Annotated in this window: 10 protein-coding genes; 2 read left to right on the plus strand and 8 right to left on the minus strand. The window is 69.2% G+C overall.

All coding sequences use genetic code 11. The annotated features are described in order from the left end of the window. Positions 1-7 precede the first annotated feature (7 nt). Positions 8-2578 (plus strand): DUF1553 domain-containing protein, encoded by a 2571-nt coding sequence (locus P12x_RS02565; RefSeq protein WP_435009261.1) that lies wholly within the window; start codon positions 8-10, stop codon positions 2576-2578. A gap of 10 nt (positions 2579-2588) precedes the next feature. Then, complete coding sequence (locus tag P12x_RS02570) at positions 2589-3869, plus strand: DUF1501 domain-containing protein (RefSeq protein ID WP_435009262.1); 1281 nt, start codon at positions 2589-2591, stop codon at positions 3867-3869. A 99-nt stretch (positions 3870-3968) separates the two neighbouring features. Here the strand turns inward: P12x_RS02570 and P12x_RS02575 are convergent, their stop codons facing one another. From P12x_RS02575 to P12x_RS02610, 8 genes are all read right to left on the minus strand, one after another. Next, positions 3969-4817, minus strand: a complete 849-nt coding sequence (locus tag P12x_RS02575) for an MIP/aquaporin family protein (protein ID WP_435009263.1) — start codon at positions 4815-4817, stop codon at positions 3969-3971. 137 nt (positions 4818-4954) lie between these two features. Beyond that, on the minus strand, positions 4955-6340 hold the full coding sequence (locus tag P12x_RS02580; protein ID WP_435009264.1) for a DUF1501 domain-containing protein: 1386 nt from the start codon (positions 6338-6340) through the stop codon (positions 4955-4957). 105 nt (positions 6341-6445) lie between these two features. Next, a complete protein-coding gene (locus P12x_RS02585; RefSeq protein WP_435009265.1) occupies positions 6446-9235 on the minus strand; it encodes a PSD1 and planctomycete cytochrome C domain-containing protein in 2790 nt (929 codons plus the stop codon). A 21-nt stretch (positions 9236-9256) separates the two neighbouring features. Further along, positions 9257-10411, minus strand: a complete 1155-nt coding sequence (locus P12x_RS02590) for a DUF1559 domain-containing protein (protein WP_435009266.1) — start codon at positions 10409-10411, stop codon at positions 9257-9259. Positions 10412-10526: 115 nt separating this feature from the next. Beyond that, positions 10527-10712 (minus strand): YezD family protein, encoded by a 186-nt coding sequence (locus P12x_RS02595; protein WP_435009267.1) that lies wholly within the window; start codon positions 10710-10712, stop codon positions 10527-10529. A gap of 180 nt (positions 10713-10892) precedes the next feature. Further along, on the minus strand, positions 10893-11555 hold the full coding sequence (locus tag P12x_RS02600; protein WP_435009268.1) for a uracil-DNA glycosylase family protein: 663 nt from the start codon (positions 11553-11555) through the stop codon (positions 10893-10895). Beyond that, positions 11552-11881, minus strand: a complete 330-nt coding sequence (locus P12x_RS02605) for a glutaredoxin family protein (protein WP_435009269.1) — start codon at positions 11879-11881, stop codon at positions 11552-11554. Before P12x_RS02605 ends, P12x_RS02600 begins: the two co-directional genes overlap by 4 nt. Before the next feature lie 41 nt (positions 11882-11922). Beyond that, positions 11923-14058 (minus strand): molybdopterin-containing oxidoreductase family protein, encoded by a 2136-nt coding sequence (locus tag P12x_RS02610; RefSeq protein ID WP_435009270.1) that lies wholly within the window; start codon positions 14056-14058, stop codon positions 11923-11925. Positions 14059-14201 lie beyond the last annotated feature (143 nt).

Genomic DNA, 14201 nt, shown 5'->3' on the forward strand with positions numbered 1-14201 from the left:
CGTCGCGATGCTCGATCTTCGACTCCTCCCGATCGCCTTGGGTCTCACCCTGGCCGTCGCCCCGACCATCTCGCACGGCGATGGTCCGGTCCGCGTGATCCTCCGCGAGGGGATTCCCCAGGCCTGGGACTGGTCTCCGGACGCCGGGAGTTTCGGCGAGGAATACGACGCCCCGGCCATGGGTTTCCCGAGGCTTCCGGCCAAGGTCAACGCGAGGGGGATCGAGGTCGATCGACCGGCCCCGTTCGCCCTGATCGCGCGATCGACCCTGCGAGTGGCCGCCGGACCTCACCGTCTGATCCTCCGGGCCAAGGGGTCCGCCCGGCTCTCGATCGACGGGAAGGTCGTCGCCGAGACCGGCCCGATCCAGCCCAACGCGTCGGGCCACGAGGGAGTCCCCGAGCCCGCCCCGCCCGAGGATGCCCGCTGGCGCGAGGTTGGCGCGGGGGATCAGGAGCAAATCGTCGAGTGGGTCTCGGACGGTCGGAACCACGAGGTCGAACTTGCGACCATCCTCGGGGCCAGGAAACTCCGACCGGAGCCGGGCGAGCTCTCGGTGAGCGTGGCCGCTCCCGGCGAGGTCCCCGTGCTCGTGGGAGGCCGGGCCGACCAGACCCTGACCCCCGAGGGTTGGGATGCCTTCGCCGCCGCCGAACGGGCCAGGATCGACGCGCTCGACACCGATCGACGGCTCCGGGCCGCCCGCTCCGAGGACGACTTCTGGCGGGCCCGGCACGAGATCGCCCGCCGCGAGGCGTTCGCCGTCTTCCCGCCCGAGTTGCCCCGCGACGTCTTCACGCCCGACCCCCTGGACACGATCGACCGGAGGATCGCCGATGGACTGGCCCGCGCCGGGCTCCGACCGAATCCGCCGGTCGATGACGCCTCGTTCCTCCGGAGGATCTCGCTCGACATCATCGGCCTGCCGCCGACGGCCGGGGAGGTCGAGTCGTTCCTGTCCGACGCCCGCCCCGACAAGCGGTCCAGGAGGATCGACACCCTCCTGGCCGACCCCCGATGGGCCGATAGCTGGATGGGTTACTGGCAGGATGTCCTGGCCGAGAACCCCGGGATCCTCAAGCCCACGCTCAACAACACCGGGCCGTTCCGCCGCTTCCTGCACCTGGCCCTCCGAGACGGCCTCTCGCTCGACCGGATCGCCACCGAACTCGTCCGGATGGACGGGAGCAAGAGCTATGGAGGTCCCGCCGGCTTCGGCCTGGCGACCCAGAACGACGCCCCGATGGCCGCCAAGGCCCACATCCTGGGCAAGGCGTTCCTGGCCGTGGATATGAAATGCGCCCGATGCCACGACGCCCCCGCGCACCCGTTCGACCAGTCGCAGCTCTTCGCCATGGCGGGGATGCTCGGCGGCAAGGCCCAGGTGATCCCGGCGACCAGCACGGTGAACTCGCAGGCCGGGGGCCGGGCCCCGGCCGTCTCGGTCAGCCTGCACGCCGGGGACAAGGTGGCCCCCGGCTTCGACCTCGCCGAGATCGCCCCGGCCAACCTCCCCCGGGGGATGATCGCCGGAGATGCCCCGTCGCAGGAGCGGCTCGCGGCCTTGCTGGTCTCGCCCCGGAACGCCCGGTTCGCCCGGGTGGCCGCCAACCGGGTCTGGGCCCGGTACATGGGGACCGGGCTGGTCGAGCCGGTGGACGACTGGGACAGCGACGAAGGGGCCTCGGCCAGCCACCCGGAACTGCTCGACGACCTGGCCCGCGACTTAGTCGCCTCGGGCTATGACCTGAAGGCCCTCGCCCGTCGGATCTTCAATTCTCGAACTTACCAGGCCCGGCCCGAGAACCCGCCCGAACCCGGGGCCCCGGCGGAGTCGCGACTCTTCGCCGGCCCGAGCCGCCGGAGGATGTCGGCCGAGCAACTGGTCGACTCCCTCTTCTTCGCCGCCGGCAAGTCGTTCGGGGCCGAGGAGCTTTGCGTCGACCCCGAAGGACGTCGGCCGCCGGGCGAGATGCTCAACCTGGGCATCCCGTCCCGGGCCTGGGAATTCGCCTCCACGTCGAATGAGCGCGACCGCCCCGCGCTCTCGCTGCCGATCACCCAGACCTTCGTCGACCTGATGCAAACCTTCGGCTGGCGATCCACCAGGCAGGACCCCATGACCGTCCGCGAGGAGGCGACCACCCCACTCCAGCCCGCCTCGGTCGCCAATGGGGTCGTCGGGGGCCGAGCGGCCCGGCTCTCGGACGATTCGGCATTCACCGTGATCGCCCTCGAAGACCAGCCCCTGCCGGATCTGGTCCGCGAGGTCTATCTCCGGGTCCTCTCCCGTCCGCCGACCCCGGCCGAAGCAGATCGGATGGTCGCCTTCCTCGGCGACACCCACGCCGACCGGGTCGTCCCGGGTGCCCCGCTCAACGTCCGCCCCAGGCACGTCCGGCGGGTCTCCTGGTCGAACCACCTGAGCCCTCGGGCCACCGAGATCCAGCTCCTCGAAGAGAAGGCCGCCCGCGAAGGCGACCCGCCCACTTATCGCCTCCGGGCCGAGTTCCGCGAGCGGCTCGAAGATGTCGTCTGGGCCCTCTTCAACAGCCCCGAGTTCATCCTCATCCCCTGAGCGAGGCATCATGAATCCTCCGACCCCGACCCGTCGCGATGTCCTCCGCCTGGGAACCCTCGGCGCGGCCTCGATGATGGTCCCGGGGGCGATGGCCGCCGGGCCTCGGGGCAAGGCCGAGGCCTGCATCATGCTCTGGCTCGGCGGCGGATCGGCCCACATCGACACGTTCGACCCCAAACGCCGGGGGGACGGCAAGAAGCGGGCGGGGTCTTACTACAACGCGATCCCCACCGCGATCGCCGGTGAGAACGTCTGCTCGCACCTGGGGCGGGTGGCCGACCGGCTCGACCGCTGCGTCCCGGTCCGATCCCTCCACCACAATGTGGTCGACGAGCATGCCGCGGCCACCGCCTTCCTCCACACCGGCCGGCCGGTCAGCGGGACGGTGACGTATCCCTCGATCGGCTCGGTCATCTCCCACGAGCGGGGCTCGGGTGAGCCGGGCGTCCCGGCCTACGTGGTCGTGGGCTACCCCAACGCGAGCCGAGGGCCAGGGTTCCTCGGTTCCAAACATGGTTACGTCTATCTGACGGATGTTGATGCCGGGCCGACCGGCCTGACTCCGCCCGACGACATCCGGGCCGATCGACGACCGCGCCGGGAGGCCCTGCTGGAGGGGCTCCGGTCGGAGTTCGAGGCCAGGAATCCCGGCGATTCGATGGTCCGGGACTATTCGATGGCCGGTCGGGAGGCCGCGAGGCTGGCCGGACCGGCGTTCCTGGACGCCTTCCGGCTCGATCGCGAACCGTCCTCGGTCCGGGAATCCTACGGCGGCGAGTTCGGCCGGAGATGCCTGCTGGCCCGTCGACTGGTCGAGCGCGGGACGAGGTTCGTCGAGGTCTCGCACAACCTGAACTTCCTGAACGGGACCGGCTGGGACACCCACAACGAGGGGCAGCTCCGCCAGCACGAGCTGATCGGCGAGCTCGACTCCGCCCTGGCCGGCCTGATCGACGACCTCGAACGCGTGGGGCGGCTGGACTCGACCCTGATCGTGGTCGCCACCGAGTTCGGACGCCCTCCCGAGTTCGACTCGGGCGGGGGCCGAGGGCACCAGTCGGGGGCCTTCAGCGGCCTCCTGGCGGGGGGCGGCCTCAGGACCGGACGAGTCGTCGGCGCCACCGACGAACTGGCCAGGACCATCGTCGACCAGCCCGTCTCGATCCCCGACTTCCACGCCACCATCTACGCGGCGCTCGGGATCGACCCGGCCAAGGAACTCGACGCCGGAGGGCGACCCGTGCCGATCACCGACCACGGCCAACCGATTGCCGAGTTGTTCGGCTGAGCCCGTATCCGGTACGGCAGGGCTCGCCATGCCGAGGGGGATAACGCCAGGGCAAGCCATTCCCTACCGGGAAACACGAGTGAAATCCACGTCCAGGGTTCAGGGCGAAAGCTCTCCGGGCGGGCTGGGCTGGTCCTTGGGCGGCAAGAATCGGTGGATGGCGAAGTCGTAGATGTAGGTGCCGATCAGGCCGCCCAGGAGAGGTCCGACGATCGGGATCCAGAAGTAATACCCGTGCGACTGGAAGACCGATGGGCCCCATCCCAGAAAGGCCGAGGCGATCCGAGGGCCGAGGTCGCGGGCCGGGTTGATCGCGTAGCCGGTCAGGGCTCCCAGCGAGAGCCCGATGGCCCAGACCAGGGCCCCCAGCGCCAGCGGCTCCACATAGCCCCCGGGGGCGGCGTTCTTGCGGTCGGTCAGGGTCCGGACCCCCATCAGGAGGACGGCCGTACCGAGGATTTCGCTGAAGAGGTTCCGCCAGGCCACATCGAACTCCGGGTAGGTCCCGAAGACCCCCGCGCCCCCGGCCCCGGGGCCGGCCAGCTTGCCATCGACCATCGCCCCTCGGGCGATCCCCTCGGTCGCCTCGAACACGCGGAACGCCTCGCCATAGTCGACATAGACCAGGATCGCCCCGACGAAGGCCCCGGCGAGCTGGGCCCCCCAGTAGGGCAGGATTCGACCGATGGGGAACTCCCCCCGGGCGGCCAGGGCCAGCGTGACGGCCGGGTTGACATGCCCCCCGCTGAGCCGACCGCTGACGAAGACCGCCAGGGCGACGGCCAGCCCCCAGGCCGTGGTGATGGCCATCCGGTCGGGGCCTTTCCCCATCAGGACGACCGCGGCGACGACGCCCTCGCCGATGGTGATCAGCAAGGCCGTGCCGAGGAATTCGGCCATCAACGCGGGGCCGAGCGGGGGCGCGGCGGGTTTCGGTTCGGTGGTCATGACGATGATCGCCGGGAGGAGTGGAGGGCTCCGGGGGCTCGCAACCCCCGGATCGGATCGCCCGACCATTCCAGCCGATCCCCGACCCCCGATCAACCCGCGAGCGGCCCAGGATGGGACATTCTCGAGCGGCCCGATCAGGCGAAGACCTCGCGGGCGACGTTCCCGGCCACGTCGGTGAGCCGGAAATCGCGACCGGCGTAGCGATAGGTCAGCCTCTCGTGGTCCAGGCCGAGCAGGGCCAGGATCGTGGCGTGGAGGTCGGTCGTGTGCATCCGGCCTTCGACGGCGTTCAGCCCGTACTCGTCGGTCGCCCCGTGGGAGTACCCCGCCTTGACCCCCGCCCCGGCCAGCCACATCGGGTAGCCGGTGATGTTGTGATCCCGGCCGTCGGCCCCCTGGGCGGTCGGCAGGCGTCCGAACTCGCTGCCGAAGAGGACCAGGGTCTCGTCCAGGAGCCCCCGGCGTTCCAGGTCGGTCAGCAAGGCGGCGGTGGCCTGGTCGGTGGCCTTCGAGTTGCGGATCAGGCCTTGGTGGAGGTTGTTGTGCTGGTCCCATCCGGGGTGGCAGACTTCGACGAACCGGACTCCGGACTCGCTCAGGCGGCGGGCCATCAGGCACTGACGCGCGAAGCTCCCGCCGGGACCGTCCTGCACCCCGTACTCGTCGAGGACCGACTGCGGTTCCTTGGCGATGTCCAGCAATTCGGGGACCTTGCCCTGCATCTTGAAGGCCAATTCATACGACTGGATCACGCCGTCGAGCTGGTCCGGGGCACTCGGGCTTGCGCCGAGGTCGCGATTCATCGCCTGGACCAGATCGAGCTGCTTTCGCTGGAGCCGCCCGGCGGACTGGGCCTTGAGGTTGGGGACGTAGCCGATGTCGTTGATCCGGGTCCCCTGGAAGTGGGCCGGGAGGAAGGCGCTCCCGTAGTTCACCGCCCCGCCGAAGTTGGGCGGGGGATTGATCGTGACGTAACCGGGGAGGTCCTGGTTCTCGGTCCCCAGGCCGTAGAGCAGCCACGAACCCATCGAAGGCCGGGTCAGCGAGGCCAGGGCCGTGCCGGTGTGTAGCTGGATCACGGCCTGCGGGTGGGCCGGGGTGTCGGTGTGGAGACCCCTCAGGAAGCAGAACTTGTCGACATGCTTCGCCGTGTGGGGATAGAGCTCCGAGACCCAGGTCCCCGTCTCGCCGTGCTGGGCGAATTTGAACTTCGATCCGGTCAGGGTCCCGCCCCCCGGCCCGACCTTGCCGTCGTCCTCCTGGAGCTTCGGTTTGTACTCCCAGGTGTCCATCTGGGAGGTCGCGCCCTGCATGAACAGGAAGATGATCCGTTTGGCCTTGCTGGGGAAGTGCGGGGCCTTCGGGGCCAGCGGCCCGGGACCGGGAGCGTCCGACCCGAACGACCTCCGGCCCGTCTGCCCCAGGAGCCCGGCCAGGGCCAGGTGGCCGAAGCCGATCCCGGCGCCCCTCAGGGCCTGTCGCCGCGAGATCCGGCCCGGGAAATATGGTGAATCCGACATGAGATCATCTCCGGTTTGCGTGGGTTGGTAGGCGGTGTGATCCGGGGTCGACGCCCGCCCCCTCCGTGGAGCGGGCGGACCCCGGGAACGATCTTCGAATCCCGATCACGGGAGGTAGCGGAACTCCGCCGAGCCGAAAAGCGCCTGGACCAGGCTGGCCCAGGCGGCGGCCTTCGGCGAGGCCGATCGGATGATCTCTTCCTTGGCCGGCGCGTCGGCCGTGATGATCTCGTCGGGGTTCACCGGGGGGGCGGGCTTGGCCGGGGCGGGCTTCGACGATTCCTCGGCGGAATTCGAGTCTCCTTCGGCCTTGGCGATCACCTCGACCGGATCGCTCCCGGGAGCCGGGCTCGACGACGGGGCCACTTCTTGCCAGGCCGACTGGTACTCCGAGAGATAACCCCGGGCCCGGTCGAGTTCCGCCGCCGACGCCGGACGACCGAGCGTGATCCGGTAGGCCAGGTCCGCCCGCGAGTCGTCGTCCAGGGCTTCGTCGGCCAGGAGGCGGTCGGCCAGGTCCAGCGCGTGCCTCCGGACGAACGGGTCGTTCAGGAGATAGAGCGCCTGGGGGGCGACGGTGGTGGCGTCTCGACGGCCGGTGACCATGCCTTGCTCCGCGAAGTCGAAGACCTCCAGGGAGGTCGGCGTCAGCCCTCGGAGCAATGGCAGGTAGATGCTCCGGTGCCGGCTGGCCCGCGCCTGGTCCTTGATCCCCTGGGCCAGTTCGCCGTTATTGGGCAATTCGATCACCTTCAGGTCCTTCGCGGGCGAGGCCTCGGGCCTCGCCGGGTCGAGGGCCCCGGCGGCCAGGAGGGTGGCGTCGCGGATCTCCTCGGCGTCGAGCCGCCTCGGGGCGTGCCTCCAGATCAGCCGGTTGGCGGGGTCGACTTCGAGATTCGCCACGGTCGCCGCCGATCCCAGGCGGTACGACCGGCTCAGGACCAGGAGCCGGACGAGTCGCTTGACCGACCAGCCGTCTCGGACGAACCGGGTTGCCAGGTGGTCCAGCAGTTCGGGGTGCGAGGGGGTGTCGCCCGTCACGCCGAAGTTGTCGACGGTCCGGACCAGGCCCTCGCCGAAGAGATGCTGCCAGACCCGGTTGACCATCACCCGGGGGGTCAGCGGGTTCCCCGGACTGGTCAGCCATCGGGCCAGCTCCAGCCGGCCGCTCTGGGACGGATTGATCTTCGGGGCGTCGGGGACCGGGACGACGGAGAGGAAGCCCCGAGGGACGACCGGGCCGAGCTTCTCGGCCTCGCCCCGGAGGCGGATCTCGGTGTCGGCCACCTCCTTGGCGTCGCGGACCCCGAGGGCCAGCTTGCCGCCGTTGGCCGTCGGGTCGGTCAGCGCGGCCAGATCGGCCTGGGCCTTGTTCATCCTGAGGCGGAAGGCACGCTGCCTGGGCCGCCCCTTGTCGTCGAGGGCCAGCCCCTCGGGCGTACCCTGGATCTCGCGGAACTCCTTGCGTGCGGCCTCGAAAGCCTTGGTCGCCTCGGCGATCTTGCGGTCGATCTCGGGGTCGGCCGGGGCGTCGGGCTTGGCCCCCAGGCGGATCAGCATCTGGGTGTCGTAGTAGTCCAGCCCGCCGCCGCCCATCTTGTTGCGGACCCCGGCGCAGAGATCGGTCGAGCGGAAGATCCCGGCCAGGGCGTAGTAGTCGGCCGTGGGGATCGGGTCGAACTTGTGGTCGTGGCACCGGGCGCAACTGGCGGTCAGGGCCAGGGCCGACCGGCTCACGGTGTCGATCTGCTCGTCGACGTTGTCCATCACGAACCGGACCTTGAACCGCTGATTGACGTCCTTCACGCCGAGGGCGAGGAAGCCGGTGGCCACCTGATGCTCCTCGCGCTCGCGGTCGGAATCGGCCGGGAGGAGGTCGCCGGCCACCTGCTCGCGGAGGAACTGGTCATAGGGCTTGTCGGCGTTGAAGGCGTCGATCACGTAGTCGCGATACCGCCAGGCGTGGGGATAGGGGACGTTCCTCGAAGAGCCGGTCGACTCGCCGAATCGGGCCACGTCGAGCCAGTGGCGGCCCCACCGCTCCCCGAAGGCGGGCGAGGCGAGCAGGCGGTCGACCAGCCTCTCGAAGGCTTCGGCCGACCGGTCCTCCTCGAACCCTCGGACTTCCTCCGGAGTCGGCGGGAGCCCCGTCAGGTCGAAGGTCACCCGTCGGGCGAGGGCCCGGCGGTCGGCGTCCGGCGCGGGCTTGAGGCCCGTGGCTTCGAGCCCGGCCAGGATGAAGTGGTCGACCTCGCCGAGCGGCCAGGATCCGTCGACGATCTGGGGAGCGGTCGGGTCGGCGAGCGGCTGCCAGGCCCAGTGCTCGCGACGGAGTTTCTCGTACTTCTCGTTCGATTTGCCGGTCGAGGCAACTTCGCCCTCAGAGGGCCAGGCGGCCCCTCCCTCGATCCATCGGGTCAGGTCGGCAACCTGATCCTCGGTCAGCTTCTTCTTGGGAGGCATCTTGGGGACGCCGCCGGCGTGGAGCACGGCCTGGATCAGGAGGCTCTCGGCGGGCTTGCCGGGGACGACCGCCGGGCCGGAGCTGCCCCCCTGGAGGAGGCCGTTCCGGTCGTCGACGCGGAGATCCCCCTTGGCGTTGGTGTTGGCGGAATGGCAGTTGTAGCAGTTCTCGACCAGGAGCGGCCGGACCTTCTTCTCGAAGAATTCGACGGCCGACGGGTCGTCGGGCGGCTCGGGCTGGCCGGGCGAGCCCGCGGCCGAGGAGGCCGAGAGGATCGCGAGGGCCAGCGGTGCGATCGGGCGGAAACATCTAAACATGATTTTGTGTCCTGGCTGGGCGACCCGGCGGATCGGCCGGGGGAGCGGGCCTCGGGGTATCTTGGGGAGGCCCCGGGGGAGGCCCGCCCCGACCTCGCGCGGTCGTCGGGCCATCCCTCGGGGGTGGGGCGGGCTTCAGTAGGCGTCGGCCGAGATGACCTCGCCCTGTCGGGTCGAGCCGAGCGCCCAGATCGTCGGGTTGCTGATGGTGTCCTTGAGGAACCGGACCGATCCGTCGAGCATCACGACGTTGGCCCCGCCCGGGTGGTAGCTGCTCAGCCCGAAGACCCCGGGGTTCTGGATGCCGCTGGAGGCCGCGTTGCAGTTCGGGTACTTCGCGTTGGGGGGGAGCAGGAGGTTCCCCTGCGAGTAGCCCACCAGCCCGAATGCCCAGGATTCGCCCAGGGTCGGCGACTTGGGCTGGCGTCCCTCGCCCGCCCGCCAGAGCGTCGCGCAGGATTCGAGCCAGGCCGGGAAGCTCGCCACGAGGGCCGGATTTGGCATGGTCAGCGTGCCGTTGTTCCGCCTGGTGCCCGCCGGATAAGTGCCGGTGAAGATGACGTCCTGGATCGAGCGGGTGCTGTTGGAGCCGCTGCCGATCTTCCACTCGCCGAAGCCGATGGTGTTGCTCGTCCCATCGGTCACGTCGCGGATCGCGGTGCTGGTCCCCCGGGTCCCGATGTAGGGGAACGGGCCATTGGGAGGGCCGCCGGTCTGCTGGGCCGCGAACTCGATCGACGAGCCGAACGAGGCGAAGTAGCTATTCCCGGTCGACTTGTAGTCGTTCAGCGGGGCCGTCGCCCCCTGGAAGTTCCAGTGCGCCCCGGGGCTCGACGGGCAGACGAAGGTGTTGATCGTGGTGGTCGTCACCGTCGTGTTCATCGAGATCCCGACCGACTCGTTGAAGATCGCCACCGAGAAATTCAGCGAGTCGAACAGGGGCGCCTGCTCCAGATAGTTGAGCATCCGGGCGTGGGCGCTGGGCCCTCGGTTGTTGTAGAAGGTGTCCGAGCCCGTGTTCCCGTTGAGGAACAACGCCAGGGCACCCGGGGGGAAGCATTCGTTGGTCTGGTGGTAATTATGGAGGGCCAGGCCGATCTGCTTCAGGTTGTTGACGCACTGGATCCGCCGGGCGGCCTCGCGGGCCGCCTGGACCGCCGGCAGTAGCAGGGCGATCAGCACGGCGATGATCGCGATCACCACCAGCAGCTCGATGAGGGTGAAACCGCGGCCGGGCGCGGGCGAGTCGGTCGACGGCGAAGGCCGCCCGTCGCGAAAACGAAGGAACATGCGAGGCTCCGACAGTGATCCGTCGCCTCCGGTTCCTCCGGTCGGCCTCGGGATCGTGTGGAGTGTAGGGGCCTCTCGTGGTCGAGTCGGCGTGATTGGGTGGCGGGTGTTGGCCTCAGCGAAGGCGCTGCTTCTCGACCCGTTCGATCTGGACGATCAAGCCGTCCTGGATGATCAGGCGGACCTCTCCGAACCGGATGCCCCGGACGGAATTGCGGATCCGCTCCAGCTCGACGTCGCGATCCGAGGGCCTCAGTGCGGCCCGGCCGTCGTCGTCGTGGGAAGTTGCCTCGCCTGCCATGGTCACCTCGCCATGTCTGAGCATGGGCTTCCAGATCGGGGGCCATCAAGGCGAACAACCGCCTTGTTGGACCGGACAGAACACATTATTCCTCGACCTCGCGGGTCGGTCAAGAGAGTTATCGACAATCTTGATCGAATTAGTTGGCATTAGTCCGAAAGCGGTCCAATTTCTCCCGGTTCAAAGATTCAAGTCGTGCACCCATTCGCGAAGATGGAGCATCGCCCGGCCGACGGCCTCGGTGTTGGCCGGGTCGTTGTGCCATCGGCTGACGCCGGAGGGGTGGGGCAGGGGGAGGTAGCGGACGCCTCCGATGATCCGGGCGGTCCCGACGACGGACGAGAGCGAGGGGACCGGCCCGAGCGCGGTCCGGATCGCCAGGAGTCCGAGCAGGAGGATGATCTCGGGCTCGATCAGGGTGACCAACTCATCGAGCCAGGCCCGGCAGAGGGCCCGCTCGGCGGGCGTGGGGAGCCGGTCGCCGCGAGCCCCGGGGAGTCGACCGGGGTAGCATCGCGTGACCGCCCCGAAGTGGATCTTCCGCCAGAAATCCTCGCGAGGGATCCCCCCGGCCTCGAACCAGGACCGGAGCTTCTCGCCGGACGGCCCGTCGAACGGCCGGGCGATCCTCGGCCCTCGGATGCCCGGCGCCTGGCCGATCAGGAGGATCTTCGGGACCGGGGCGTCGGGCTCGGCGTCGAAGGCGACCGGGATCGACTCCGGGGCGTCCAGGAAGCCCGCCTCGTGGCATCTCCGGCAGCCCCGGAGTCGGGCGTTGAACACGGCGAGCCGGTCCCGCCTCGATTCGATATCCGATGGGATGGGCATGCCTTCGTCGGTCAACCCGCCTGCCTCGAGGCGAGGAGTCGCTCGAAGAGGACCCGATTGACCTCGCCCCGGAACCGGACCTTGCCATCCACCGCGATCACCGGGACCGTCGGGCCGATCCGATCGATCAGGGCCGGGTCGGAGGCATCCATTTCTTCGAAATGATATCCGTAAACATCCTGATATTCGAGGAGGACCTCGCGGGCCGACTGGCAGCAGCAGCATTGGGGCCGCGTGTAGAGGGTGACGGTCATCCGTGAGGCCTCGGAGGCGGCCGTGTCGGGGTTCGAGCGGGTCATCAGGGACATGGTCCGGGACTCCTTGGGCGGCTCGCTTTGCATTCGATGGCTCGTGAGCGTCTCGATCCTGTCGCGAAGCAGGATCAACCCACCTCCCCGGAGGCCCGGACTTCGACCAGGTTGTCGAAGAAGGTGGCCCCTCCTCCCATGTCGGTGAGGGCGGTGGAGGTGGTGCTGTTGGCGTTGCCCCCGCCGGGGACGAGCTTGTTCCAGTAGAGCCCGGTGGCCACCGCCACCCCGGGTCGGACGGACCCGGTCAGGGCGACCCGGGCCCGGAAGGACCCTCGGGCGTTGTGGACCTCGGCCCACTGGCCTTCGACCAGGCCCCGGGCTCGGGCATCCTCGGCGGATAGCTCGACGGTCGGGTCGCCCGCGGCGGCCTGGTGCGAGGGGGAGTTGGCGAAGGTCGAGTTGAGGAACTGTGGTCGGGGCGGGCTCAGGAGCTGGAGCGGGTACGAGCCCGCCAGTTCGGGGCGGGTCTGGGGGTCTTCCCGGGGCGGGATGTAGGTTGGCAGCGGGTCGAGGCCGGCGAGCTTCATGCTCTCGGAGTACAGCTCGCACTTGCCGGATGGGGTCGGGAAGTGGCCCTCGGCGAAAGGGGCGTAGCGCTCGGGCAGGTCCAGGCGGATCGAGGGCTCGTCGCGGAGTCGTTCCAGGGTGATCGCCCGGATGCTCGGGCCTCCGTCGAGGGCCTCGCGGATCAGGGACTCGTCGTCGGGGAATAGTTCGGGCTCGAAGTGGAGTCGACCGGCCAGGGCTCGGAAGACGTCGTTGTTGGACCGGGCCTCGCCGACCGGCGCGATCGCCGGGGTGTTCAGCATCACGAAGTGGTGGCCGTACGAGCCGTGGACGTCGAGATGTTCCAGTTGCGTGGTCGCGGGCAGGACGATGTCCGCGTAATCCACCGTGTCGGTCGGGAACTGCTCGTGGACGACGGTGAACAGATCCTCGCGTTGAAGTCCCTCGATCACCTTTCGCTGGTCGGGGGCGATGGCCGCCGGATTGCAGTTGTAGACGTACAGGGCGCGGACGGGGGGACCGGGCAATTCTCCGGCCAGGGCCTCGGCCAGGTGGTTCATGTTGACGACGCGGGTCCCTTTCGGGGCGAGGTCGGGTCGGGTCAGGCGATCCATCGCGAACTCGTAGGTCCCGCTGGTGGAGAGCAAGGCCCCTCCGCCGTGGTCGCGCCAGGCTCCCACCAGGGCGGGCAGGCAGGTGATGGTCCGGACAGCCATCCCCCCGCCTTTGTGGCGTTGGAGGCCATAGTTAACTCGGATCAACGAGGGCCGTTCGGAGGCGTAGCGACGGGCCAGTTCCTCGATCACCGAGGCGTCCACGCCGGTGATCTCGGACACCCGCTCGACGGGATAGTCCTCCAGCGCCCGGACTCGGAGCTGTTCGGCCCCGATGGTCCCCTTCCGGAGGTAGTCGTCGTCGGTCAGGCCGTCGCGCCAGAGGACGTGCATCAGGCCGAGCGCGAGCGCGGCGTCGGTCCCGGGCCTGGGCTGGATGTGCCAGTCGGACCGGGCGGCGGTCGGGCTCCGGTAGGGGTCGATGGTCACCAGGGTCGCCCCGGCCTTCCTCGCCCGGATCATCAGGCTCCAGAGGTGGCTGTTGGTGTGCGCGGTGTTCGAACCCCAATTCAGGATCAGCTTGCAGCCGGGAACGGCCATCGGGTCGGCCCCCTGTCGGCCGCGTCCCAGGGTGTATTCATAGCCGACGCCTCCCGCCGAGGAGCAGATGGTCCGGTCCAGGATCGAGGCCCCCAGCCGGTGGAAGAACCGGCGGTCGAGGCTGCTGGCCTGGAGCTTCCCCATCGTCCCGTAATAGCTGTAGGGCAGGATGGATTGAGGGCCGTCGGGAGACTCGGCGATCTCGGCGAACTTCGAGGCGACCTCGGTCAGGGCCTCATCCCAGGTGATCCGTTCGAACTGCCCCGAGCCCTTGGGGCCAATCCTCCGGAGCGGATGCTTCAGGCGTTCCGGACTATAGACCCGGTCGAGATACCGGGCCATCTTCTGGCAGAGGAATCCCCGGGTGAAAGGGTGGTCGGAGTCCCCCCGGAGGTCGACGGCGACCCCATCCCGGACCGTCACCCGCATCGAGCAGGTATCCGGGCAGTCGAGCGGGCAGACGGCCTTGACCACGTCCGATGAGGGGTTCGCCACGGCAAGGAGACTCCGCCTGAGAGGGGAAGGGGGGGCGATCGGTCTGGACATTGTAGGGCCGATGCCGGTTCACCAGGAAGCCCGATCTTTTCGCTGACCCGATCGGATGGTTTGTGGTCGGTTGCCTTCATTTCCTTGTTCGGGATTTCTCGCGCCGATTAGGATGTGAACGCCTTCGATCGTCGGCTGGATAT

The organism is Tundrisphaera lichenicola, assembly GCF_051175385.1.
Classification (GTDB): Bacteria; Planctomycetota; Planctomycetia; order Isosphaerales; family Isosphaeraceae; genus Tundrisphaera; species Tundrisphaera lichenicola.